This window comes from Halomonas garicola (assembly GCF_055382465.1).
The window spans coordinates 1,133,933-1,156,381 of sequence record NZ_AP043931.1; the positions used below are offsets into that span (position 1 = coordinate 1,133,933).

The 22,449-nt window shown below is 64.7% G+C and carries 24 protein-coding genes; 14 read left to right on the forward strand and 10 right to left on the reverse strand.

What is annotated here, in order from left to right; genetic code table 11:
* Positions 1-176: 176 nt before the first annotated feature.
* From ACZ46Y_RS05645 to ACZ46Y_RS05655, 3 genes are read right to left on the reverse strand one after another with little or no spacing between them, the layout of a single operon-like run.
* Complete coding sequence (locus tag ACZ46Y_RS05645) at positions 177-1,682, reverse strand: tripartite tricarboxylate transporter permease (RefSeq protein ID WP_311954699.1); 1,506 nt, start codon at positions 1,680-1,682, stop codon at positions 177-179.
* The gene (locus tag ACZ46Y_RS05650; RefSeq protein ID WP_311954700.1) at positions 1,682-2,134 is read right to left on the reverse strand and encodes a tripartite tricarboxylate transporter TctB family protein; all 453 of its coding nucleotides are present in this window, start codon (positions 2,132-2,134) and stop codon (positions 1,682-1,684) included. The genes ACZ46Y_RS05645 and ACZ46Y_RS05650 overlap by 1 nt, the downstream gene beginning before the upstream one ends.
* Positions 2,134-3,171, reverse strand: a complete 1,038-nt coding sequence (locus tag ACZ46Y_RS05655) for a Bug family tripartite tricarboxylate transporter substrate binding protein (protein ID WP_311954701.1) — start codon at positions 3,169-3,171, stop codon at positions 2,134-2,136. The genes ACZ46Y_RS05650 and ACZ46Y_RS05655 overlap by 1 nt, the downstream gene beginning before the upstream one ends.
* Before the next feature lie 203 nt (positions 3,172-3,374).
* Here ACZ46Y_RS05655 and ACZ46Y_RS05660 point away from each other — a divergent pair, with 203 nt between their 5' ends.
* The 10 genes from ACZ46Y_RS05660 to ACZ46Y_RS05705 all read left to right on the forward strand — a co-directional run bounded on the left by ACZ46Y_RS05660 (position 3,375) and on the right by ACZ46Y_RS05705 (position 12,706).
* Positions 3,375-3,983: a helix-turn-helix domain-containing protein gene (locus ACZ46Y_RS05660; RefSeq protein WP_311954702.1), complete on the forward strand. Its 609-nt coding sequence runs from the start codon at positions 3,375-3,377 to the stop codon at positions 3,981-3,983.
* A 21-nt stretch (positions 3,984-4,004) separates the two neighbouring features.
* Positions 4,005-4,682, forward strand: coding sequence for a response regulator transcription factor (locus tag ACZ46Y_RS05665; protein WP_311954703.1), 678 nt, complete (start codon positions 4,005-4,007; stop codon positions 4,680-4,682).
* Positions 4,679-5,872 (forward strand): sensor histidine kinase, encoded by a 1,194-nt coding sequence (locus tag ACZ46Y_RS05670; protein WP_311954704.1) that lies wholly within the window; start codon positions 4,679-4,681, stop codon positions 5,870-5,872. Before ACZ46Y_RS05665 ends, ACZ46Y_RS05670 begins: the two co-directional genes overlap by 4 nt.
* Positions 5,862-6,074, forward strand: coding sequence for a sensor histidine kinase (locus tag ACZ46Y_RS05675; RefSeq protein ID WP_311954705.1), 213 nt, complete (start codon positions 5,862-5,864; stop codon positions 6,072-6,074). The genes ACZ46Y_RS05670 and ACZ46Y_RS05675 overlap by 11 nt, the downstream gene beginning before the upstream one ends.
* Positions 6,038-7,198: an ABC transporter substrate-binding protein gene (locus tag ACZ46Y_RS05680; RefSeq protein WP_311954706.1), complete on the forward strand. Its 1,161-nt coding sequence runs from the start codon at positions 6,038-6,040 to the stop codon at positions 7,196-7,198. The genes ACZ46Y_RS05675 and ACZ46Y_RS05680 overlap by 37 nt, the downstream gene beginning before the upstream one ends.
* Positions 7,199-7,458: 260 nt before the next feature.
* Complete coding sequence (locus ACZ46Y_RS05685; RefSeq protein ID WP_311954707.1) at positions 7,459-8,400, forward strand: cobyrinic acid a,c-diamide synthase; 942 nt, start codon at positions 7,459-7,461, stop codon at positions 8,398-8,400.
* Between the two features lie 60 nt (positions 8,401-8,460).
* Positions 8,461-9,639, forward strand: a complete 1,179-nt coding sequence (locus ACZ46Y_RS05690; protein ID WP_311954708.1) for a toxic anion resistance protein — start codon at positions 8,461-8,463, stop codon at positions 9,637-9,639.
* The gene (locus tag ACZ46Y_RS05695; RefSeq protein ID WP_311954709.1) at positions 9,636-10,331 is read left to right on the forward strand and encodes an extensin-like domain-containing protein; all 696 of its coding nucleotides are present in this window, start codon (positions 9,636-9,638) and stop codon (positions 10,329-10,331) included. The genes ACZ46Y_RS05690 and ACZ46Y_RS05695 overlap by 4 nt, the downstream gene beginning before the upstream one ends.
* Before the next feature lie 61 nt (positions 10,332-10,392).
* Positions 10,393-12,207 (forward strand): monovalent cation:proton antiporter-2 (CPA2) family protein, encoded by a 1,815-nt coding sequence (locus tag ACZ46Y_RS05700; protein WP_311954710.1) that lies wholly within the window; start codon positions 10,393-10,395, stop codon positions 12,205-12,207.
* A 115-nt stretch (positions 12,208-12,322) separates the two neighbouring features.
* The gene (locus ACZ46Y_RS05705; RefSeq protein WP_311954711.1) at positions 12,323-12,706 is read left to right on the forward strand and encodes a thiol-disulfide oxidoreductase DCC family protein; all 384 of its coding nucleotides are present in this window, start codon (positions 12,323-12,325) and stop codon (positions 12,704-12,706) included.
* A gap of 8 nt (positions 12,707-12,714) precedes the next feature.
* Here ACZ46Y_RS05705 and ACZ46Y_RS05710 read toward each other — a convergent pair whose 3' ends face one another.
* On the reverse strand, positions 12,715-13,140 hold the full coding sequence (locus ACZ46Y_RS05710; protein WP_311954712.1) for a DUF488 domain-containing protein: 426 nt from the start codon (positions 13,138-13,140) through the stop codon (positions 12,715-12,717).
* Positions 13,141-13,368: 228 nt separating this feature from the next.
* On the opposite strand from ACZ46Y_RS05710, the gene ACZ46Y_RS05715 reads away from it, so the two are divergent.
* Together ACZ46Y_RS05715 and ACZ46Y_RS05720 are read left to right on the forward strand one after the other, a co-directional pair.
* Positions 13,369-14,130 (forward strand): methyltransferase domain-containing protein, encoded by a 762-nt coding sequence (locus ACZ46Y_RS05715; protein WP_376717578.1) that lies wholly within the window; start codon positions 13,369-13,371, stop codon positions 14,128-14,130.
* On the forward strand, positions 14,127-15,131 hold the full coding sequence (locus ACZ46Y_RS05720) for a methyltransferase (RefSeq protein ID WP_311954714.1): 1,005 nt from the start codon (positions 14,127-14,129) through the stop codon (positions 15,129-15,131). The genes ACZ46Y_RS05715 and ACZ46Y_RS05720 overlap by 4 nt, the downstream gene beginning before the upstream one ends.
* A gap of 223 nt (positions 15,132-15,354) precedes the next feature.
* On the opposite strand, the gene cyoE is transcribed toward ACZ46Y_RS05720, so the two are convergent.
* From cyoE to greB, 6 genes are all read right to left on the reverse strand, one after another.
* A complete protein-coding gene (gene cyoE / locus ACZ46Y_RS05725; protein ID WP_311954715.1) occupies positions 15,355-16,254 on the reverse strand; it encodes a heme o synthase in 900 nt (299 codons plus the stop codon).
* Positions 16,254-16,586, reverse strand: a complete 333-nt coding sequence (locus tag ACZ46Y_RS05730; protein ID WP_311954716.1) for a cytochrome o ubiquinol oxidase subunit IV — start codon at positions 16,584-16,586, stop codon at positions 16,254-16,256. The genes cyoE and ACZ46Y_RS05730 overlap by 1 nt, the downstream gene beginning before the upstream one ends.
* A gap of 1 nt (position 16,587) precedes the next feature.
* Complete coding sequence (locus ACZ46Y_RS05735) at positions 16,588-17,214, reverse strand: cytochrome o ubiquinol oxidase subunit III (protein WP_311954717.1); 627 nt, start codon at positions 17,212-17,214, stop codon at positions 16,588-16,590.
* Positions 17,214-19,232: a cytochrome o ubiquinol oxidase subunit I gene (cyoB, locus tag ACZ46Y_RS05740; RefSeq protein WP_311954718.1), complete on the reverse strand. Its 2,019-nt coding sequence runs from the start codon at positions 19,230-19,232 to the stop codon at positions 17,214-17,216. The genes ACZ46Y_RS05735 and cyoB overlap by 1 nt, the downstream gene beginning before the upstream one ends.
* Positions 19,233-19,235: 3 nt before the next feature.
* Positions 19,236-20,150 (reverse strand): ubiquinol oxidase subunit II, encoded by a 915-nt coding sequence (gene cyoA / locus ACZ46Y_RS05745; RefSeq protein WP_311954719.1) that lies wholly within the window; start codon positions 20,148-20,150, stop codon positions 19,236-19,238.
* 441 nt (positions 20,151-20,591) lie between these two features.
* Positions 20,592-21,128 carry a transcription elongation factor GreB gene (gene greB, locus ACZ46Y_RS05750; protein ID WP_311954720.1) on the reverse strand — a complete coding sequence of 179 codons (537 nt, stop codon included), beginning with the start codon at positions 21,126-21,128 and terminating at the stop codon, positions 20,592-20,594.
* 145 nt (positions 21,129-21,273) lie between these two features.
* Here greB and ACZ46Y_RS05755 point away from each other — a divergent pair, with 145 nt between their 5' ends.
* On the forward strand, positions 21,274-21,963 hold the full coding sequence (locus ACZ46Y_RS05755; RefSeq protein WP_311954721.1) for an NUDIX domain-containing protein: 690 nt from the start codon (positions 21,274-21,276) through the stop codon (positions 21,961-21,963).
* 17 nt (positions 21,964-21,980) lie between these two features.
* The gene (locus tag ACZ46Y_RS05760) at positions 21,981-22,442 is read left to right on the forward strand and encodes a DUF1249 domain-containing protein (protein ID WP_311954722.1); all 462 of its coding nucleotides are present in this window, start codon (positions 21,981-21,983) and stop codon (positions 22,440-22,442) included.
* Positions 22,443-22,449 lie beyond the last annotated feature (7 nt).

Genomic DNA, 22,449 nt, shown 5'->3' on the forward strand with positions numbered 1-22,449 from the left:
ACAGTAGTGGGAAGCGTGCACCTATTTTTCCTGTGTCATAGCGAGCGAAGCGAAGCTATCTCGGTTTTTCTCGCTAACGGCACAGCACGAGATCGCCACGTCGCTACGCGACTCGCGACGACAGTAGAGGGAAATGTGCCCCACAGCCGCGGGATTGCCACGTCGCTGCGCACTGTTTAAGGAGCGCTGGAGCGCATGCGGCGACGCAGCAGAGGACCGACCACATAGGGCAGTACCAAGCCAATAGCGGCAAGCGCCCAGAGGCTGATGGCAAGCCCGCTGTTCCACAGGATCGTCCAGTCGCCGTCGGCAATGTCCAGCGCGTGGCGCAGGTTCTTTTCCATTTCCGGCCCCAGCAGCAGGCCGAGGATAACCGGTACCAGCGGTATTTCCAGCTTGCGCAATACGTAGCCCGCGGCGCCGAAGGCCACCATGAAATAAAGATCAAAGGTGGTGTTGCTGATCGAGTAAATGCCCACAAAGGCCACCATGGTGACCACCGGCAGCAGATACATCGGCGGCACCGAAAGCAGCTTGACGAAAATCCCCACCAGCGGAATATTCAGCAGCAGCAGCAAAAAGTTGCCGATCAGCAGCGCGGCGATCACGCCCCAGACGATGTCGGCGTTTTGCGTGAACATCAGCGGCCCGGGGGTAATATTCAGGGAAATCAGCAGCGCCAGCAGCACGGCCGTGGTGCCGCTTCCGGGAACGCCAAGGGTCAGCATGGGCACCAACGCCCCGCTCGAGGCGCCGTTGTTGCCGGCCTCGGGGCCGGCTACGCCGCGCGGATCGCCCTCACCGAAGTAGCCCTTTTTGCCCACGATCTTCTTTTCCAGGGTGTAGCCGATAAAGCTGCCCAGCGAAGCGCCGGCGCCGGGCAGCACGCCGGCGATAAAGCCGAGCGCGCCGCCCCGCAGGCTGGAAGGAATAATCGCTTTGATATCGGCAAAGGACAGCGACAGCTTGTTGACCGCCATTTTGGGAGCGCCGCCGCTGGCGCGCGCCTCGATAAAGAACAACAGCTCCGAAATGGCAAAGAGGCCGACAATGGCAATGATGAAGTCAACGCCTTCGTAAAGCTCCAGCACGCCGAAAGTGAAGCGCTGAACGCCGGTGTTATCAATGCCCATCGTCGCGATCATCAGGCCGATACAGGCCGCGACAATGGTTTTGACCGGGTTTTTGCCGGTAATGCCGCCAAGGGTGGCAAATGCGAGCAGGAATAGCGCAAAGTATTCCGCCGGGCCAAAGGTCAGAGCAAACCTGGCGAGCAGCGGCGCCAGCAGGATCAGCCCGATCGTGGCCACCAGGCTGCCGATGAACGAAGCCACCGCCGACACGGCCAGGGCTTCGGCGGCCTTGCCCTTTTGTGCCATGGGGTAGCCGTCCAGGCAGGTCATCATGGCGGGCTCGTCGCCGGGAATATTCAGCAGAATGGACGAAATGCGTCCGCCGTACATGGCCCCGGCGTAAACCGACGTCAACATGATCAGCGCGGTTTCGGGCGGCAGCCCCAGCGAAAAGGCCAGGGGAATCAAAATGGCCACGCCGTTGGCCGGGCCCAACCCGGGAAGGGCGCCGATCAGGGTGCCGAGAAAGGCGCCCAGCAGAGCAAACATCAGGTTGTGCGGCGCAAGCGCCACGCCGAAGCCGTCAATGAGAAAGCCGAGGGTTTCCATTAGCCTATCTCCAAAAAGCTTAACAGACCCAGCGGCAGGGCCAGATCCAGCACAAAGTTGAACAGCAAAAACACCACGACGCCGGAAACAAGGCCGGTCAGGTAGGCGCGAAGGGGTCTTGAGCCCATGCGCCAGCACAGCGTGCCCACGGCAAGGGTGGTGCTGATGATGAAGCCAAGCGGTGCCAGCAGCATGGCGTAGAGGATCAGTACCGCCACGGCAATGATCAGCTCGATGCCGGTACGGCTCAGCGGCCAGGCGTTATCCGGATCCGGGCGCACCACCAGATAAAGGCTGGACAGGCCCAGAAGGCCTGCCAGCAATAGCGGGAAGGTTTCGGGGCCAACCGACCCCGAACCGCCGAAAGGCACCGGAAGTTGGGTGGCGCCCCAGCCGTAAGCCACGGCCAGGACGATGAGCAAAATGCCAAAGACGCGGTCGTTCAGGCGCATCACTGGGTCAGCCCGATTTCCCGGGAAAGCTGTTCGATCTCGTCGATCTGATCGTGGACAAAGCTTTCAAATTCGCCGGCGCTCATGTGAAACGGCATCAGGCCGTTTTGCGTCATGACGTCTTGCCATTCCTCGCTTGAGTAGATGGTGTCCATGGCGTCGACCCAGTAGGACTTGGCATCGGCGGAAATATCAGCCGGCATGTAAAAGCCGCGCCAGTTGGGCCCCAGCGCATCGATGCCCTGCTCGCGCGCGGTGGGAATATCGCTGAACTCGCCGGGCAGGCGCTCTTCCGCGAGCACCGCTAGTACGCGCAGGTCGCCGGACTCCATAAAGCCCTGAGCTTCGGAAATATCGCCGGTGAAGGCATCGACGTGGCCGCCGACTACCTGGGTCATGGCTTCGCCGCCGTTGTTGTACGACAGGTAGGAGATGCGCGGCAGCGCCTCGACGTCAGCTGCCCTGGCGGCAATCAATACCTTGAGATGGTCCCAGCCACCTTTGGCGCTGCCGCCGGCAAACTTGACGCTGCGCGGGTCTTCCTTGAGGGCGTCCATCAGCGCGGGCAGGTCGTCGTACTCGGAGTCCGCGGCGACGGCAATGACCCCATAATCAGCGCCCAGCGCACCAATCCAGTTCACCATGTCGGCATCCATGCCCGGGAACTGCCCCTGGGCCAGCCGCGTGGTGGTCGCCGTGGAGGCGGCAACCAGCGTTTGCTCGTCGCCTTCGCGCTTGCTCACGGTATGGGCGTAGGCCACGCCGCCGCCGGCGCCGGCCATGTTGATGGTCTGCACGCTGCGCGGCACCAGCTCCAGGGTTTCCATGACGTTGCCCACGCTGCGGCAGGTAAAGTCCCAGCCGCCGCCGGGGTCGGCGGGCGCAATGCATTCCACCTTGCCTTCGGGCTCAAAAGCCAACACGCCGGTGCTGCCAAGCGCGAGCATGGCGGTGGCGATCAGCGTTAGCGGCGCCTTGCCGAATCGGGCGGCGGACGTCTTGTTCATCAAGGGGTGACGCATTGTTTTATTGAGCATGATCTGTCCTCACGGGCTACGTTGTGTTGTTGGTTTACCAAGGGGTTGCAGAACCCGGCAGGCTGCCTTACAGTTCTGTAAGGTAGAATTACCGTTCCTTAGAGTAGAAACTTAGGCAGAGTAAAAGGCACGGTCAACGTTGTGCCGTGCGATTGCGACTAAAGTTTGATCAGGGCAGCGTTAATGCTGAGGGTGCTGGGTTCATGGCTAACAACAGAGTAGAGGCCGTAGAGCGCGCCTTGACGGTGCTGGAAGCGTTCGATACGGCGACAGAAAGCTTCAGCCTGGCAGATCTCGCTCGCCACACCGGCTTTTATAAAAGCACGCTGCTGCGCCTGCTGGGGTCGCTGGCTCGCTTTGACTACGTGCGTCGTACCGAGGACGGTACCTGGCAGCTGGGAGATACGCCCGGGCGTCTGGCGCGGCGATACGCCGGCAGTCAGGGGCTGCTGGCGCGCGCGGAGCCTTATCTGGAGCAGCTAGCGGCCGAGCTTGAAGAAACCGCGGCGCTGCTTGAGCGCACGCCGGAAGGCGTCAAGTGCCTGCTGGCCGCGCTGCCGTCCCAGGCGCTGCGGCACAACCTGCAGGCGGGAATGGGCTGGGCCTTCGCGATGCCGGACGATCCGCGCCCCTCGATCCCGGGAGGCGAGATGCTCACGGTCGCGCTTCCGGGGCCGCCGCCGCTGCGCTGGCTGGCGGTCTCCGGGCCTGCGGAGCGGATCCCGAAGGCGCGGGCGTTAGCGCTTTTGCAAAAGGCGGCTGCCGCGCTGGGGGAGCAGGAAGCTGACGGCGGTGGGCCGTCATCCGCCTGACGTTTTCAAGGACGCCCTGTCATGCATATTGTACTGATTGAAGACGATACAATGCTGGCGCAAACCCTGAGCGAGCTGTTTGCCAGCGAAGGCTATCGTCTGACGCACCTGGCTCACGGCGATCGGGCCATGGCGTTGCTCGCCCCGAGCGATGCCGCCGAACCCGCCCACGGGGCGGACCTTGTCGTGCTGGATCTGAATTTGCCCGGCCCAGGCGGCCTTGAGGTGCTCGAGGCACTGCGCAAGCACGATACCGAAACGCCGGTATTGATACTGACGGCGCGCGGCGGAGTGGAAGACCGCGTGCACGGGCTCGACCTGGGCGCGGATGACTATCTGGCCAAGCCTTTCGCCCTGAGCGAGCTTGAAGCCCGGGTACGCGCCCTGCTGCGCCGGCGCGGGCGCGGCGGCGTGATCGCCTTTGGACCGCTCGAGCTGGATACCGCCACGCTGTCCTTTCGCTGCCACCGCCGGGAGCTTTCGCTGCCACCCCGTGAGCAGCGTTTGCTCGCCTGTCTGCTGCAGCATGCCGGGCAGCCGGTCGACAAGGCGCACCTGGTGGCAGAGGCGTTCGGTGCCGACAGCGTCGGCGATAACGCCATCGAAGTGTATATTCATCGCCTGCGTAAACGCCTGCCGGCGCCGCTTGTGCTGCGCACCGTGCGCGGGCTTGGCTACGCGCTGGAAATCGGCGAATGACGCCGGCGAAAAGCCTTTACGGCCGGCTTTTGGTTTGGCTTTCGCTGCCGCTGATCGCGCTGGGAAGCCTGCTGTTTACCCAGGCCTGGCGGGATGCCCAGGCCGCGGCGGATCGCGCTTTTGACCGTTTGCTGCAGGCCGCGACGCTGAGTATAGCCGAACAGGTGCAGTGGCAGGATGACCGGCTGTGGCTGGATTTGCCGCCGACCGCGCTGCAAATGCTCTCGGGGAAGCGCCAGGAGCGCGTTTTCTACACCCTGGTGGACGGCCAGGGGCGCTATATTACCGGCAATGCGCGCCTGCCCGCCCATCCCGGTGAGGACTCGCCGGAGGCGGATACGCTGCTCTATCAGAATACCCGGTGGCGCGGCATGGCCGTGCGCGAAGGCATACGCCGAACGCGGTTGGACGGCTGGCGCGACCGCAAGCGCTTTGCCGTTCGCGTGGCGCATACCCGGGAAGGGCGCACACGGCTCGCCAGCGACCTGTGGTGGAGCAGTCTCGCCACAATCCTCGGCATGGGCCTGCTGTCGATGGCCATGCTGCTGCTTGCCGTGCGCGCCGCGCTCGCCCCACTGACTCGGCTGCGCTACGCCATTCGTGCGCGCCATCCGCGCTCGCTGTCGCCGCTCGCGCTGACCTTGCCGCGGGAGCTGGCCGAGTTGCGCGAAGTGATCAACCAGCTGCTGGCACGAATGCGCCGCGTACGTGCGAATCAGGAACGCTTCATCGGCGATGCCTCGCATCAGCTGCGCACGCCGCTGGCGGGCATTGCCGCCCGCGCCGAGCTGGCGCTGCGCCAGACATCGCCGGGGCAGTGGCATGACGCGCTGGTTGCCATTCATGCGTCCAGCGAACGGACCGGGCGGTTGGCGACTCAGCTATTATCCCTGACGCGGCTGGAAAACCCCGAGTACGAGCCGGCGCCCGAGCGCATCGATCTTAATCGCTATGTGCGCCGGGCCCTGCACGAGCACTGGCCGGCGTTTCGCCAGGCGAAAATTGACCTGGGCGCGGACTGCGCCGAGACGCCGGTGATGGTGGACGCAACGCCGTGGCAGCTGGAGGAAGCCCTGAATAACCTGCTGGATAACGCTGGGCGCTACGGCGCCGATCGCGTCACTTTGGGCGCCGCCCCGGCGCCGCCCCGGCGCCGCCCCGGCGCCGCCGCGCCTGTGGGTGGAAGATAACGGCGCGGGTATCGCGGCGGCAGAGCGGCGGGTGGTGCTCCGGCCTTTTCATCGCGTCCACGACGATGGCGACGGCTCGGGGCTGGGGCTTGCCATCGTCGACAGCATCGCGCGAAACCACGGCGCCCGGCTGGCGCTGAGCGACGGAGAAGGGGGGATTGGCCTGTGCGTAACGCTCACCTTTACCGACCCGGCGGAGTAACGCTGCGAGCAATCTGCCGGCTTCTGGTGCTGCTCTTGCTGGCGGTGGCCTGGGGCAATAGCTCTGCCGCTTCGGGGCAGGCGAGCGGGGAGCGGACGGCCGCAGAGACCCTGCATCTGCCGGCCGCCGAGCCGGCAGAGGCCTCGTCGTCGCTCATCGTTCACGCGGCGCTGGATATGCCCCAGGCCCGGCCGCTGCTCAAGGCGTTTCATCGGCGCTACCCGCAAATTGAGGTTCGCTATCGCAACATGACGACGCTGGGCCTGTACGAGCGCTTCCTGGAGGATCCGGGCGGCGCCGACGTGGTGATTTCCTCGGCGATGCCCTGGCAGTTTTCGCTGGCCAACGACGGCTATGCCCAGTCGCCGGAGGCGGGCCTGCTGGCGCACTGGCCTGACTGGGCGCACTGGCGCCGGGAGCTGGTGGCCTTTACCTTTGAACCCATCGTGATGGTGTATCACCCCAAGTTAATGGAGCTGGCCGATCCGCCGGCGAACCATGCCCAGCTGCTTGCTTTGTTACACAAGCAGAAAAGCGCCCTGCAGGGGCGCGTGGCCACCTATGACCCGGCCAAAAGCGGCGCGGGCTACGGCTATGCGGTGGAAGAGTCGCGGCTTTCCCCGCGCTATTGGGAGCTGGTGGCGGGACTTGGCAGCGTGAACGCCGAGCTTAACACCACCACCGCACAAACCCTGCGGGGGCTTGCCGAGGGCCGCTACTGGCTGGGCTATAACCTCCTGGGTAGCTATGCCCGAGCCTTCGTTGACGAGCACTCTGAGCTTGAGCTGGTGATTCCCGACGACTATGCCCTGGTCGTGCAGCGGCTCGCCTTTATGGCGAAGCAGGCGCCGCACCCGGAGGCTGCCCGGCTTTTCATGGGCTTTCTGGTCAGCAAGGAAGGCCAGCAGGTCATCGCCACGGAGACGACGCTGGGGGCCATTCATCCCGAGGTGAGGGGCAGCGGCAGCGCCGCTAAGCTGCGTACCGAGATGGGCGCTGCCGTGCGTCCGGTAGAGCTTAATCCGCAGCTGCTGGCCGCGCTTGACCGGCTCAAGCGGCGTGCTTTGCTCACCCGCTGGCGGCGCGAGTTTCACCGGGAAAGCGAGGCGGAGGCCGCGGAATAACGGCCGCGATAGCCCCGAATAAGGCCGAGGACTATATGTCCACAGGAGCCGGGGACAGGTCAAAGAGGGGGTTCTACGCCATGGATGGCGTAGGTAGCGTCCAGGGAAGGATTTATAGCGCCCCCTCGCTGACCTGTTGACGGCTCAACTGCTTGATTGAGGCTAGCTGAAATAGCCCCAAATAAAGCCGAGGTCTTTTTCCCTGCCTGACGTCCTTGCTTTACACTGGCGACTTGCCTGTCTACCGGATTTAACGCCCCATGCTGGAATTTCTTCAAGGTTTCTCCTACGGGCTATTTCTTTCCTGTCTGCCCTGGTTGGTCATCGGCCTGGTGAGCCCGCGCCGCGCTCTGGGCACCCTGCGGCCCACGCGCTTGCAGGCGGTTGGCCGCTACGGCCTCGCCGTGCCCTTTGTGGCCGGGCTTTTGTGGCTGACCTCGCTGTGGGGCGGTTTTGGGCCGTCCCTGGGCGGCTGGCTGGCGGGGCTTGCCGCGGTGGCCGTCGCGGTTCCGCTGGAGCGCCGTTGGCGAGGCTGGCGGCAAAAGCGCCGGCAGCGGCGCGCGGACGTCCGGCGCGAGCGTAAAAGCGCCGCCCACCGGGCCGAGCAGGCCCGCCAGGCGCGGGAAAGCGGCGAAGAAATTCTTGACCCGGAGCACCCTCCGGCCGATGCGGACGACGTTACCCTGGCGCTCTGCGATGCCAAAAAGCGTCTGCTGGCGGCCCGGCAGCCGGCGCTTGCCGGGCAGGCGGACCGCCTTTACGGCCGCTATCGCAAGGCGATGGCGGTGCTGCTGGAGCGCTTCGAGGCAGGAGAGCTGGCCTTCGAGCGCGCTCGCTCGCTGGTTGCCGAGGTGTGTTTCGGCGCGGTGGACAACCTGACCGCTATGGCGTCCCGGGCCAGCGGCGTAGCGGGCGTGGACGCCGACGCCGTACGCCGCCGGCTGGCCGGAGAAGGCGAGCGGCTGAGCCAGGCAGAGCGGCTGGCCCTGGAGCGCCGCCTGGCGCTGGTGGAAGATACCCGCCGGCAGCTCCGTGAGCTTGGCGGGCGCAACGAAACCGCATTGACCGCGCTGGATAACATGGCGGTGGCCATGGCCCGGGTGGATACGCGCCGCCCCCAGGCGTCCGTCAGCGCGGACCAGGCGCTGGACGACCTGCAGCGCTTCGTCGCCGGGGCAGATCGCTATAGCCGTCATTCCTGAACTTGCTGGCCTGCCCGTAGTCGTTGAGTATTCCCCTTTTGTAAAAAGGATGCCCGATTTATGTCAACGTCGCAGGATCCACGTCATCAAGCGCTATACCTGCCGCCGGCGGAGGACGTTGCCGCCGAGCTGGAGCGCCCGTCTTTTGCCTCATCCGAGAGCGTCGCCTCGTCTGCCAGGGAGCGTCTGGCCGAGCAGGCGAAGCGCTTTGCGGACGCCTTGCTGGCTCAGGAGCACGAGCGCCAGTCCCGGCGACGCCACGTGGACGAGCTGGGCAGCGACGTCCAGCGCCAGGCCGCCTACCAGAGCGAACTGCTCAAGACGCCCATGCGTACGCTTGCCGAGCAGGGCGAGGAAGGCGGGCCGGTGACCCAGGCGCTGACCGGGCTGCGCAGCCGTATGCGCGAGCTTGACCCCCAGCGCCACCGGCTGTCTCGGCGGGGGATCGACCGCGTGCTGAAGTTCATCCCCGGTATGAGCACCGGCCTGGAGCGCTATTTTCACAAGTACGAAAGTGCCCAGCAGGCGCTGGACGCGATCATCCACGAGCTGGAGTCGGGAAAGGATCGGCTGGGCCGCGATAATCTCACCCTGGCGGACGACCAGCAGGCGCTGGAAGACGCCGCGGAAAAGCTCCAGGAGCAGATCGAGCTGGGCCAGCTGATCGATCAGCGCCTGGTGCACAGCGCCGAAGCGCTGCCGGCGGAAGACCCCGAGCGGCGCTTTATCGAAGAGGAGCTGCTGTTTCCGCTGCGCCAGCGCGTCGTCGATCTCCAGCAGCAGCTGGCGGTCAGCCAGCAGGGCGTGCTGGCGCTGGAGGTGCTCATCCGCAACAACCGCGAGCTGATGCGCGGGGTGGACAGGGCGATCAACGTCACCGTATCGGCGCTGAGCGTTGCCGTGACCGTAGCGCTGGGGCTTGCTAACCAGCGGCTGGTACTGGACAAGGTCGAGGCGCTCAACGCCACCACTTCGGACATGATCGCCGGCACTGCTCAGTCGCTGCGCCGCCAGGGCGCGGATATCCAGGCTCGCGCCGGGTCGGCGATGCTCGACATGGAGAAGCTCGAGCAGTCCTTTGACGACGTCATGGCGGCCATCGATGAGGTCTCCCGCTATCGCCGGGAAGCGCTGCCCCAGCTGGCGGAACAGGTCAGCCGTCTGGACGCGCTTTCCCGCCGGGGCGGTGACGCCATCGAGCGGATGCAGCGCGGCCGCGACGAGTCCTCACCTCGGTGAAGCGGGTACTCGTTTGCCTGGTGCTGATCGCCGTCGGCGTTGCCCTCGACAAGGGCCTCTGGGAGATCCCCAGGGAGTGGAACCCGTTGGCGCCGCTGCGCATTCAGGACCCGGTGACGCCGGTGACCGGCTGGAAGATCAAACGGCTCAGGGAGGATCGCGAGGGCTGCCTGGCAGCGCTGGAGAGCTTTCCCGATAAGGCGCTCGACTATCGGGCGCTCGAGGATTACGCGCCGGTTGCCAACTGCCCACTCACCAATGTCGTGCGCCTGAACGCCAGCGGCGTGTCGTTCAACCGCGGCTTTGTCGCCAGCTGCCCGCTGGCGCTTGGCTGGCTGATGTTTGAACATCACGTGCTGCAGCCGGCCGCCAGAGAGCACCTGGGCAGCCCGGTGCGGCGCGTTGAGCACTACGGCAGCTTTGCCTGCCGCAACATCTACGGGCGCCAGAACGCCCGACGCAGCGCCCATGCCACGGCGGACGCGTTGGACGTGGCGGCGTTTACCCTGGAAGACGGCCGCAGAGCCAGCGTGCTTGCCGACTGGCGGAACGAGGGCGAACGCGGCCGGTTTCTCCGGGAGCTTCACCGCGGCGCGTGCCGCCACTTTGCCACGGTGCTGGGGCCGGACTATAACGCCGCCCACGCCAATCATTTTCATTTGGCCATGGGCGGGTTCGGCACGTGCCGCTAGGCACGACCGGCAACGCCGCGTTGGCTAACCGATTTATCATGACATTTTGGAGCAGGCGCCCGTGGAAGCTGGACTGATGTATTCCGCCCTGGTGTTTCTGGTCGCGGCGGTGGCGGTGGTACCGCTGTGCAAGCGGCTGGGGCTGGGGGAAGTGCTTGGGTATCTGCTGGCGGGGGTGGCCATCGGCCCGGCCGCGCTCGGCCTGGTGCGCGAGCCGGAGCAGGTGCTGGGGTTTTCCCAGATCGGCATTGTGTTTCTGCTGTTTATCATCGGCCTGGAGCTCAAGCTCTCCCGGCTGAAGCTGATGCGCCGGGCGGTGTTTGTCTTTGGCGGCCTGCAGCTCCTTACCGCCAGCCTGGCCATCGCCGTCATTGCCTGGCTGCTGGGCCTATCGCCCACGGCGGCGCTGATCGTCGGCTTCGGCCTGGGGCTGAGCTCGACGCCGCTGGTGCTGCAGCTGCTCGGCGAGGGCGGTGAGATGCAGAGCCGCCAGGGGCGCTATGCCTTTTCCATTCTGCTGTTCCAGGACATGGCCACCATTCCGGTGCTGGCGCTGATTCCTTTTCTCGGCGCCGGGGCGAACCTTGACGGCAACTCGTCAGACGTTCTCGGGGATATTGTGCTGGGCCTCGGCGCCTTTGCGCTATTGATTCTCTGCGGGCGCTACCTGCTGCGTCCGCTTTTCCACCAGGTCGCCAAAATGCGCAGCCGCGAGATGTTCCTCGCCGCTGCCTTGATGGTGGTGTTGGGCGCCGCGCTGCTGATGGAGCAGGCGGGGCTGTCCATGGCGCTGGGTGCCTTCGTTGCCGGGGTGTTGCTGGCGGGCTCGGAGTATCGCCCGGCGATCGAGGCGGATATTCAGCCGTTCAAGGGCCTGCTGCTGGGGCTTTTCTTCATGGCGGTGGGGATGACCGCTCAGGTTGGGCTGCTGCTGGAAGAGCCCCTGCGCATTCTGCTGCTGGTGCTCGGGCTGTCGGTGGTCAAGTTTCTTATGCTGCTGGTGGCGACGCGGCTGTTTCGTCGACCCTGGGCCGTCGCCCTGCGGCTGGGGGTGCTCATGGGGCACGGCGGCGAGTTCGGTTTCGTGCTGTTTTCCACCGCGCTGTCCGCCGGCGTGTTGGAGGCGTCGCTGGCCGATACGCTGATCCTGATCGTGTCGCTTTCCATTGCGCTGGCGCCCCTGACCAATGCGCTGGCGCTGCGCTCTGGTTTGCTGGCGCACAAAAAGCCAACCCGGGAATACGACCGGCCCCAGGATCACGAGCCCCGGGTGCTGATCATCGGTTTCAGCCGCTTCGGGCAGGTGGTCGGGCGGGTGCTGCAGAGTTTGCAAATCCCCTTCACGGTATTGGACAGCGACCCCGAGCGGGTGGATTTCGTCCGCCGCTACGGCCACCAGGTATATTTCGGCGATGCCTCGCGGCTCGATCTGCTGGAGGCCGCCGGGGCAGGGCGCGCGCATCTGCTGGTGCTGGCGGTAAGCGAGGTGGATATGTCGCTGCGCGTGGCCGGCCTGATTCGGCGGCGCTTCCCCCGGGCCAGGCTGCTGGCCCGGGCGCGGGATCGCTACCATGCCCAGCAGCTGATGCGCCTGGGCGTTTCCGTGGTGATTCGCGAGCTGCTGCTGTCGAGCCTGGAAATGACCCGGCGGGTACTGATGGAACTGGGCGTCAAGGACGAAATTGCCCAGCACACCATCGAAACCTTCCACCGGCACGACGAGCATACCCTGGCGCGGCAGATGGAGGCGTCCCGGGAGGAACAGCAGCAGCCGCAGAGCCACGCCCAGGCTAACCGGGAACTGCAGGAGCTTTTCGAAGCGGACGCGGAAAGCCTGACCCCGGGCACTCTCGAGGAGCCGCCGCCGCGCCCCTGATCCGGCCTGCTGCCGGCCCGCCGGCGCTTTGCATTGCCGGCGTGCAGGCTTATGGTGGGAGGAGGATGCCTGCCGGCGTTGTGCCGGCGGCGGGCATGACAATCGGGAGGTGGACATGAGCCAGAAACGGGCGTTGACACAGCTTTACGTGTATTACGACGGCGCCTGCCCCATATGCCGACGCGACCGCGCTCGCTACGAGCAGTGGGCCGGCGAAACCGGCGATTCGGTTACCTGGTGCGATCTCAGCGAGTACGGCGAGCACCTGCACGCTATCGGCGTGGATCCCGACGTGGCGCTGCTGTCGCTGCATCTGGAAGACGCCGAAGGGCGCCTTTACGAAGGCATCGACGCCTACGTGCTGCTGATGAAGCGGGTGCCCCGGCTGCGGCCGGCGGCGTTTGCCATGGCGCTTCCGGGCGTCAAGCCCGTGCTGACGGCGGTCTACAAGCGCTGGGTGCGCCGCCGGCTGGCCCGGGAGGGGCGCCTTCCCTCCTGACGTCGCGCTTAGCGATCCAGCTCGTGGGCATAGCAGGGCGGCGACGCCACGGGGTCGCGGTCGGCGGCGTCTTCCTTTTCCAGCGCTTGCAGCACGCTTTCGCGCAGCGCCGGCAGGTGCGAGTCCTCAATGCGCCGGCTGGCGGTTAAAAGCGTCAGGCGCCCGGCCCGGGCGTAGCGCATCAGCGGCAGCAGCAGGTCGTCGTTGTCGGCAAGCTCCAGACCGTAGCGGGTATCGAACGCTGCCTGGCTGCGCCGGTCGCGCCGGTATTTGCGCCGCAGCGCGTTCGAGGGCGCCGCCTCAGGATGCCAGGCGCTTAGCTCAAGCGCCTCCCGCGCTTTGCCCCGGGGCCACAGGCGGTCAACCAGCACTCGGGCGCCGTCGTCCGGCTCGGCGGGGGCATACACGCGCTTCAGCGCAATCGAGTAGCTCACTGTGCCTCCTCCTTGTTCCTCACTGAACGTACAGTCTAGCAAACCTCCGGCAGAGCGTTTACCGCCTGCCGGAGGGGCGGCTATCTTGATTGCGGCGCAATGAGACCATAATCTGGCGCCTTATTCCGTCCTCCATTGATGCCGAGCCCTGAACCCGTGAAGCCCATCGCTTACGCCCCCGAGACAGCCGCTGAGCTGACGCCCGACGGCGACCGCTACTTCGACGGCATGGCGGAGAAGTTTGCCCGCTCGCTGTATAACGCCCCGCGGGGCGCGCTGCGCCTGGCGCTGCTCGATGAGCTGCTGCCCGAGATGCTTAACCTCGACGGCCAGCCGGCGCTGGACGTCGGCGGCGGCCTTGGCCAGCAGGCCGCCTGGCTTGCCCGGCGCGGCCATTCGGTCACGCTTGCCGAGCCGTCTGCGGATATGCTGGATTACGCCCGCCGTGAGTTTGCCGGGGAAGCCTTTGCCGAGCGCATTGAGTATCTGCAGGCGCCGCTGCAGGCCCTTGAGACGCGCGCTTCCGGCCCCTGGCCGCTGGTGATCTGCCACGCGGTGCTTGAGTGGCTGGGCGACCCCGAGTCCGCGGTGCTGACTCTTGGCCGGCTGCTGGCCCCCGGCGGCCAGCTGAGCCTGATGGTATTCAACCGCGACGCCCTGCGCTTTGCCAACGTGATCAAGGGCAACCGGCAAAAAGCGCTGGACGACCGCCTGGAAGGCTGGGGGCGCGGCAAGCGGCTGACGCCGGTGTCCCCGCTTACCCACGCCGATATCCAGCGCTTTGCCGAAGCCGCCGAGCTCGAGATCGAGGCCGCGGCGGGTGTTCGTATCTTTCAGGACTACCTGCGCGAGCCGGTGGCGGATGACGCCGACCGGGCGACGCTTTGGGCCCTTGAGCGTGCCTACTGCCGCACCGAGCCCCACTGGCGGCTGGGCCGCTATTTGCTGTATACCCTGCGCAAGCCATCCACAAAAGAGACCCTTCCATGAGTGCCCAGACGCCCAGCTGCCAGCTGCTTTCCCGCGACGCCTTCTTCGATGACCCGGACTTTGCCGGCTTCTGGGCGGTGGCGCCGCCGGACGACCCCTGGCTGGTGAGCGCTGCCGGGGGCACCATCAGCGCCGATGAAGCCACGCTTGAGCGTTGGCGCTTGGCCGATAAGCCTATTGCGTCCCCGCTTGGTCAGCCCCTTGAGGCGGTGCCGGCGGCGGTGCTGTTCTGGCCCAAGGCGCTGAAGCTTGCCGGCTGGTGGCTGGACTGGCTCAGCCAATCCCTGCCCGAAGGCACGCCGCTGGCAATAGTGGGCGAGCACGGCGGGGGTATTCGCCGAGCTTCGAAAATGCTCGCCGAGCGCGGGCTTGAGTGCGAAAAGCGCGACGGCGCCCGGCGCTGTTCGGTATTTGTCACCGTGACCCAAAAGCCTGAAGGCGCGCCGACGGATGCCGCCTGGGAGCGCTTCAGCGCCGGCGACATCACGCTTGCAAGCCACCCCGGCGTTTTCGGCCACGGCAAGGTGGACGAGGGCACCGCGCTACTGCTGGAAGCCCTTGAATCCACGCTTGGCGACGCTCCGCTCAGCGTTCTCGACGTGGGCTGCGGCGACGGCATTATCAGCGCCTGGCTTGCCCGCCGGGGGCATCGGGTCACGGCGGTGGACGTGAACCACTTCGCCGTGGAGGCAACCCGCTGCACTTTGGCCGCAAACGCCCTGGAAGGTCGGGTGCTGGCAAGCGACGTCTACGCCGGGCTTGAGGAAGACGTACGCTTTGACCTGATCGTGAGCAACCCGCCGTTTCATCAGGAGCGCAATATCGACTACGGCCCGGCGGGAAGGCTGATTGCCGAGGCGCCCGAGCGGCTGAACCGAGGCGGCCAGCTGGTGCTGGTCGCTAACGCTTTTTTGCCTTACGCCGAGCCGCTGGAACGGGCGATTGGCAAATTTGAGGTGCTCGCCGACAACCGCCGGTTTCGGGTGTATCGGGGTAAATAAGGTAACCGATGCATTCCTGTTTTTGCGTCGTTGCGAACGCAGTGAAGCAATCTCGGGATTTTACTATTGGCACAGTAATGAGATCGCCACGCTTCGCTCGCGATGACGCGTAGCTCGTAGGAGGGCGGCTATGCCGCGCGACGGGCGTCGATAGGCGCCCATAAAAAAACCGCGCGTCCCTGAAGGGGCGCGCGGTTTTGCGTTGGCAGCTACCGGCCGGGCGTTACAGCGCGGTCCAGAGCGCGACGTTGGGCGCAAGGCTCGAGTCCACCGACATCATCACGCTGAGCGCGGTGATGGTCAGGATGGAAAAGCCGAAGACCTGCTTGGCCCACTTCTCGTCGTCCCGGGCGCGGTAGCCCTCAAGGCCCAGGTAGAGCCAGTAGACCCCCATCACCAGGGCGACGGCGAAGTAGCCTACCCCGGCGTAGCCGGCCAGGCTAAGCGTGAGCGTGGCCACCACAAAGGCCAAAATGTAGCCGAGGATGTAGTGCTTGGCGGTTTCGATACCGCGCACCACCGGCAGCACCGGAATCGACGCGGCGCGGTAGTCTTCCCGGCGGAAGATGGCAATGGCGTAGGAGTGCGGCATCTGCCACAGGCAGAAGATCGCCAGCAGCGTCAGCGCGCCGGTATCGAGCTGCCCGGTGACCGCGCAGTAGCCCACCACCGGCGGGACTGCGCCGGAGAGGCTGCCGACCAGGGTGCCGAACTCCGAATGGCGCTTCATGTAGAGGCTGTAGGCCCCCACATAAATCGCAAAGCCGAAGGCGGCAAGTCCCACGGTCAGGGCGTTGGTGCCGAGAGCCAAAAGACCGAAGCCGCCGAGCCCCAGAAGGGTCGCGAATACCAGCGTGGCTGCCGGGGTGATCCGCCCCTGAACCAGCGGGCGGCTTTGCGTACGGCGCATGATCGCGTCGATATCGCGGTCGATGACGTTGTTGTACGCGCACCCCGACGCAATCACCAGGCCAAGCCCCACAAGCGTTGCGAGAAACAGCCAGGCGTCGAACTCGCCCCGGGCGGCGAGGAAAAAGCCGCCCATAACGGAGATAACGTTGCCGCCGATGATTCCCGGCTTGGTCAGGGTGACGAAGTCCTGGAAACGGCTCGGCGTCGCCACTAGCCGATCATCATATTGAGATGCAGGTGATGCATGATCCACAGCGAACCTCCCACGACCAGGGCCAGTATAGTGAGCGTGAAGATAAACGACGTCAGGTTCCAACCTTCGTCGGACTTGGTGTTCATGTGCATGAACATCACCAGCTGCACCAGAATCTGGGCGACCGCCATGGCCACGATAACGAGCACCGTCGTTGCGGTACTGAAGGCGCCGCTCATCACCGTGCCAAACGGGATCACCGTCAGCACAATGGAGAGGATCAGCCCCGTGACGTAGGTCTTGACGCTGCCGTGGCTGGCGCCGCCCGGTGCGGTATGCGAATCGCTCATATCACAGCACTCCCATCAGGTAGACGAAGGAGAAAACGCAGATCCAGACGATGTCCAGAAAGTGCCAGAACAGGCTCAGGCACATGATCCGCGGGCGGGTCATGTCGTTAAGCCCCTTGGTGGACACCTGGACCAGCATCACCAGGATCCAGATCAGGCCGAATGACACGTGCAGTCCGTGGGTGCCCACCAGGGTGAAGAACCCGGTGAGAAACGCGCTGCGATCCGGCCCGAAACCTTCCGCAATCAGGTGGTGAAACTCGTAAAGCTCCATCCCCACAAAGCCCGCGCCGAGCAGGAAGGTAATGCCCAGCCAGGCCTTGATCTGGCCGGCTCGGTCGGCGTTCATCGCGAGCACGGCCATGCCGTAGGTAAAGCTTGAGAACAGCAGCAGGAAGGTCTCGACCAGCACAAAGGGCAGCTCGAAGATCTCCCGGCCCGAGGGCCCGCCGGCCGTGCCCCCGGAGAGCACGGCGTAGGTGGCGAACAGCGAGCCAAAGATCACCAGGTCGCTCATCAGATAGACCCAGAAGCCGAAAACCGTGGTGCCGCCATCGTCGTGATGCTCGGCGTGGTCGTCCTGAACGGCCGCCGGGGCGTGTTGGTTAGTCATGGTTTGGGTTGCCATTATGCCCGCACCTCCACTCGGTTGGTGGGCTCGAGTTCGTCTCGACGCTGGAAGCGCTCGCGGTGTTCGCGCTCGATGCGCTCGACCTCGGCGGCGGGGACGTAGTAGTCGATGTCGTCGTTGAACACGCGCATCAGAAAGGCCACAAAGATGCCCGCACCGCTAAGCGCGGCCAGCCACCAGATATGCCACACCAGGGCAAAGCCCAGCGCAATGCTCAAAATGCCCATGACCGGGCCGGCCACGGTGTTTTTGGGCATGTGAATGTCCTCGTAGGGTCCGTGGCTGAGCAGCGCCTCGGCGCCGTTTTGCTGCTTGTCTTCCCAGAAGCTGTCGATGCCGGTGACGACCGGGAGGTGGGCATAGTTGTAGAACGGCGCCGGAGACGAGGTGGACCATTCAAAGGTCCGCGCGTCCCAGGGGTCGCCGGTAACGTCCAGGTTCTGCCGGCGATCGCGGACGCTGACGTAGAGCTGAATCACCGTGCAGGCAATGCCCGCCATGATGATCACGGCACCGACCCAGGCAACGATCATCAGCGGCTGCCAGTCGGCGTTGGCGTAGCTCTGCATGCGCCGCGCGGCACCGTAAAAGCTCAGCACGTAAAGCGGCATAAAGGCGGTGTAGAAGCCGATGAACCAGCACCAGAAGGCGCGCTTGCCCCATTTCTCGTTGAGCGTGAAGCCGAAGGCCTTGGGGAACCAGTAGGTGAGACCCGCCATCATACCGAAGACCACGGCGCCGATGATGACGTTGTGGAAGTGGGCGATGACAAAGAGGCTGTTGTGCAGCACGAAGTTGGCGCCGGGCACCGCGAGCATCACGCCGGTCATGCCGCCAAGCGTAAAGGTCACAATGAAGCCAAGGGTCCAAAGGATCGGCGAGGTGAACTGCAGGCTGCCGCGGAACATGGTGAACAGCCAGTTGAAGATCTTCACCCCGGTGGGGATGGCGATGATCATCGTAGCAATGCCGAAGAAGGCGTTGACGTTGGCACCGGCTCCCATGGTGAAGAAGTGGTGCAGCCAGACGATGAACGACAGCACCGTGATGCACACCGTCGCCCAGACCATGGTGGTATAGCCGAACAGCCGCTTGCGGGCGAACGTTGAGGTGACCTCGGAGAACACGCCGAAGGCCGGCAGCACCAGGATATACACTTCGGGGTGGCCCCAGGCCCAGATGAGATTGACGTACATCATCATGTTGCCGCCAAAGTCATTGGTGAAGAAGTGCATGCCGAAGTAGCGATCCAGGGTGAGCATCGCAATGGTCGCGGTGAGGATCGGGAAAGACGCGATGATCAGCACGTTGGCGCACAGCGACGTCCAGGTGAAGATCGGCATGCGGAACATCTTCATGCCCTTGGTGCGCATCTTGAGGATGGTCACAAAGAAGTTGATACCGGTAAGCGTCGTGCCGATCCCCGATATCTGCAGCGCCCATATCCAGTAGTCCACGCCGACGTCGGGGCTGTACTGAAGCTCCGACAGCGGGGCGTAGGCCAGCCAGCCGGTCTTGGCAAATTCGCCGATGAACAGCGACAGGTTGACCAGCACCACGCCGGCGGCAAACAGCCAGAAGCTCAGGTTGTTGAGAAACGGGAAAGCCACGTCGCGCGCGCCGATCTGCAGCGGCACCACCAGGTTCATCAGGCCGATGACCATGGCCATGGCGACAAAGAAGATCATGATCACGCCGTGGGCGGTAAATATCTGATCAAAGTGCTCGGGCGGCAGATAGCCCGTCGCGCCCCCGGCGGCCATGGCCTGCTGGGTACGCATCATGATGGCATCGGAGAAGCCGCGCACCAGCATGACCAGAGCGACGAGGAAATACATGATGCCGAGTTTCTTGTGGTCGACGGTGGTAATCCACTCCGACCACAGGTACTGCCATTTCTTGAAGTAGGTGATCGCCCCCAGCAGCAGCGCTGCCACTACCGCAATAGCCGCAACGGTACCCATGATGATGGGCTCGTGGACGGGGATCGCCTCCAGACTCAGTTTTCCGAACATGGTTTACTCCGCTGCCTCCGCGTTTAGCAGTGCCTTGCCATCGCTTGATGACGGGCCATCCGCCTCGCGGCCGGTATGAAAGCTTTGCAGGATGTCTTCATAAAGACCGGGCGATATCTCGGAGAAATACTTCACCGGGACGTCCCGGGTGGGGAGCGCCAGATGGTCGTACTGCTCGGGGAACGTCAGGGTCTTGTCGGACTCGCGCGCCTTGGCGACCCAGTCGTCAAAGCCTTCCTGGGACGTGGCAATGGCGTCGAACGTCATGCCGGCAAAGCCCGATCCGCTGTAGTTGGTCGAGCGCCCCGGGTAGGTGCCCTGTTCGTCGGCGATCAGATGAACGTCGTTGTCCATGCCCGCCATGGCGTAGATCTGGCTGCCCAGGCGCGGAATGAAAAACGAGTTCATCACCGACCCCGACGTCACCCGGAAGCGCACCGGTACATCCTCGGGGAAGGCCACTTCGTTAACCGTGGCAATGCCTTCTTCGGGATAGATAAAAAGCCACTTCCAGTCCAGCGAAACGACCTGGATTTCCATGGGCTCGGCGTCGCTTTCCAGCGGCTTGTGGGGGTCGAGGCTGTGGGTGGTTTTCCACGTCAGCGTCGCGAGAATCGCGATAATGACGCAGGGGATCAGCCAAACTACCACCTCGATGGCGTTGGAGTGAGCCCAGTCCGGCTCATAGACCGCGGTCTTGCTGCTGCGGCGGTAGCGTACGGCAAACCACAGGGTCATGCCGATCACCGGGATAACCACGAGCAGCATCAGGCCGAAAGCGGTAAGGATCAGCCACGTTTGTTCATGGCCGATCTGCCCCCGGGAGTCCAGCAGGGCAGACCCGCACCCCGCCAGCAGCAGCGGTAGCGTGATCAGCAGCAAGGTACCGATGGCGCGCGTAAAGCTCTTTCTTCTCATCTTGCGACCTCGTGGGAGTGAAGAGACGAGCGCGCTTTCGGGCCGGTCAGGCGCCGGAGCCAACGGATTGACGGACGTCGACAGAGGGGTCGTGTCCTCGCGGCAGCGTTGGCAGGCTAGTTATTAGCAGGCTAACGGGTTGCGTGAGACTGACTCTTAACGGCTGGATGTCGGTATTGGCTGACGAGGTCCTGACGGTAAGAAGGCGCGCCGTCTGGCGTAGGCCGCAGGTAAAGCCAGTGCGTCTGTCCGGTAAAAGGGAGGGAAAACCGGAGCAAACGCAGCGGCTTTAACCGCGGAGTGCGCATTATTAAACAGGAAAAACCGCGCTGTGAAGCGACGTTTTGCCACACCCCTGCCGCGCCGGAGATTGATTTGGGTCAAGGCAGACGCTCACCTTCGCGTTCAAGGCCCGCAGCGGCAGGGCAAGGCGGCAAGCGCTCAGGGGATCGGTGCGTAGTCGATGCCGGTGACGATATAGTGCTGCTGGCCGCCGGGTGCGGCCACGGTGACGTCGTCGTCCACGGCCTTGCCCAAAAGCGCCCGGGCCAGCGGTGCGTCGACGCTGATCCAGCGCTTGCGGGTGTCGGTCTCGTCGTGGCCGACAATGCGCAGGGTTAGCGTCTCGCCGTCGTCGTCCTCAAGCTCGACAAAGGCGCCGAAGAATACCTTGTCGGTGTCCGCCGGCAGGCGATCGACTACCTGGAGCTCGTCGAGGCGCTTGGTCAGGTAGCGGATGCGGCCCAGCACCCGGCCGAGCTCTTTCTTGTTGTAGGTGTAGTCGGCGTTTTCCGAGCGGTCGCCCTGGGCGGCGGCTTCGCCCACCTTGGTGGAAAGCGCCGGGCGCTTCACCCGAGCCAGGTGATCGAGAATGCCGCGCAGGCGCTCGGCCCCCTCGGCGGTGATCAGGTTGCTCTTGGGTTCCTGGCGCGGATCCTTGGCCGGGTCGCGCCAGCGGGTCATGTTTCTGCCTTTCATCTAGGCTCCTTGTTAACCGTCGCGCGCTGTCAGCGGCTGCCCACTTTAGGCCGGCAGGGCTGCGTTGCCAAGCCGGTGCCCATTGGCATTTCAAGCCGTCAGCGCCGATAATGGGGCGATATTGAACCGGGCCGGGAGCTGTTGAATGATATCCACATCCGACGAATCGCGACTGCCTGCCAGGTCGTTATTGACGCCGCCGTTTACCGGCGAGGACGTCGATATCGCCTCGCGCGAGGTGCTGCAGCAGGGCTTTTTCCACGTGGAAGCGCTGACCCTGCGCCACCGCCTGTTCGAGGGCGGCTGGAGCGACACCGTGCGCCGCGAACTTCATTGCCGCCATGGCGCGGTGGGCGTGCTGCTTTACGACGTGGCGCTGGATTCGCTGGTGTTTGTCGAGCAGTTCCGCGTCGGCGCGGTGGATGATTCTTCCTCGCCGTGGAAGCTTGAGCTGGTGGCGGGGCTCAAGGACCGCGATGAAAGCGAAGAGGAAGTGGTCCGTCGGGAAGCGCAGGAAGAGGCCGGCTGCACGGTTCAGGAGCTGACCCGGCTGCACCGCTATTACCCCAGCCCCGGTGCCTGTAACGAGCGGGTCACACTGTTCTGCGCGCTGGTCGATGCCGCCCATCTGGGCGGCGTGCACGGCGCGGCAGACGAGCACGAGGACATCCGCGTGCATGTGGTACCCTTCGCCGATGCCTGGGAACTCATGGAAGCGGGGCGACTCGATAACGCCATGACGCTGATCGGCATGCACTGGCTTGCCGGCAGGCGCGCCTCGCTGCGCGCCCTTCCCGAGCACGCGCGCCGCTTCGGCGCGACGACCGCGCAATAATTCGAGCAGGAGCGAACATGGCACGAAGCGCCTACGTCACCGATCTGAAAACGCTGCAGGGCGAATGCAGCGCCAACTATCTGCGGCTGCTGCGCCTTGTCGGCGACATGGAGCAGGGGCAGCAGCGCGAGATCGGTCTGGGCGACGCACCCGATGACGCCGAGGTGAAGAGCGCCTTTGCCCTGCGCCTGCACGTGCGGCAAAACGCGCCTTACACCACCCTGGTCGAAATCAGCCAGACCGGCCCGCTGGACCGCGTGGTCGAACGCCCCAGGATGCGCGTGCATCTCTATCACGACGTGCGCATGGCCGAAGTCATCGACTTTCAGCGCGAGCGCCACTTCAGCGGGCGCTACCGCTACCCCAATCCGCGCATGCATCAGCCCGACGAAAAGCTCCAGCTCAACCGCTTTCTGGGCGAATGGCTGGCCCACGGCTTGGCTCACGGGCGCAGCGCCTTCGTCGCCGAAACCCCCTGAGCGCGGC

Excerpts from the sequence above, each read along its gene's own strand:
- ACZ46Y_RS05645 (WP_311954699.1), bottom strand. The coding sequence starts at position 1,682 with ATGGAAACCCTCGGCTTTCTCATTGACGGCTTCGGCGTGGCGCTTGCG.
- ACZ46Y_RS05650 (WP_311954700.1), bottom strand. The coding sequence starts at position 2,134 with ATGCGCCTGAACGACCGCGTCTTTGGCATTTTGCTCATCGTCCTGGCC.
- ACZ46Y_RS05655 (WP_311954701.1), bottom strand. The coding sequence starts at position 3,171 with ATGCTCAATAAAACAATGCGTCACCCCTTGATGAACAAGACGTCCGCC.
- ACZ46Y_RS05660 (WP_311954702.1), top strand. The coding sequence starts at position 3,375 with ATGGCTAACAACAGAGTAGAGGCCGTAGAGCGCGCCTTGACGGTGCTG.
- ACZ46Y_RS05665 (WP_311954703.1), top strand. The coding sequence starts at position 4,005 with ATGCATATTGTACTGATTGAAGACGATACAATGCTGGCGCAAACCCTG.
- ACZ46Y_RS05670 (WP_311954704.1), top strand. The coding sequence starts at position 4,679 with ATGACGCCGGCGAAAAGCCTTTACGGCCGGCTTTTGGTTTGGCTTTCG.
- ACZ46Y_RS05685 (WP_311954707.1), top strand. The coding sequence starts at position 7,459 with ATGCTGGAATTTCTTCAAGGTTTCTCCTACGGGCTATTTCTTTCCTGT.
- ACZ46Y_RS05690 (WP_311954708.1), top strand. The coding sequence starts at position 8,461 with ATGTCAACGTCGCAGGATCCACGTCATCAAGCGCTATACCTGCCGCCG.
- ACZ46Y_RS05705 (WP_311954711.1), top strand. The coding sequence starts at position 12,323 with ATGAGCCAGAAACGGGCGTTGACACAGCTTTACGTGTATTACGACGGC.
- ACZ46Y_RS05715 (WP_376717578.1), top strand. The coding sequence starts at position 13,369 with ATGGCGGAGAAGTTTGCCCGCTCGCTGTATAACGCCCCGCGGGGCGCG.
- ACZ46Y_RS05720 (WP_311954714.1), top strand. The coding sequence starts at position 14,127 with ATGAGTGCCCAGACGCCCAGCTGCCAGCTGCTTTCCCGCGACGCCTTC.
- ACZ46Y_RS05730 (WP_311954716.1), bottom strand. The coding sequence starts at position 16,586 with ATGAGCGATTCGCATACCGCACCGGGCGGCGCCAGCCACGGCAGCGTC.
- ACZ46Y_RS05735 (WP_311954717.1), bottom strand. The coding sequence starts at position 17,214 with ATGGCAACCCAAACCATGACTAACCAACACGCCCCGGCGGCCGTTCAG.
- cyoB (WP_311954718.1), bottom strand. The coding sequence starts at position 19,232 with ATGTTCGGAAAACTGAGTCTGGAGGCGATCCCCGTCCACGAGCCCATC.
- cyoA (WP_311954719.1), bottom strand. The coding sequence starts at position 20,150 with ATGAGAAGAAAGAGCTTTACGCGCGCCATCGGTACCTTGCTGCTGATC.
- greB (WP_311954720.1), bottom strand. The coding sequence starts at position 21,128 with ATGAAAGGCAGAAACATGACCCGCTGGCGCGACCCGGCCAAGGATCCG.
- ACZ46Y_RS05755 (WP_311954721.1), top strand. The coding sequence starts at position 21,274 with ATGATATCCACATCCGACGAATCGCGACTGCCTGCCAGGTCGTTATTG.
- ACZ46Y_RS05760 (WP_311954722.1), top strand. The coding sequence starts at position 21,981 with ATGGCACGAAGCGCCTACGTCACCGATCTGAAAACGCTGCAGGGCGAA.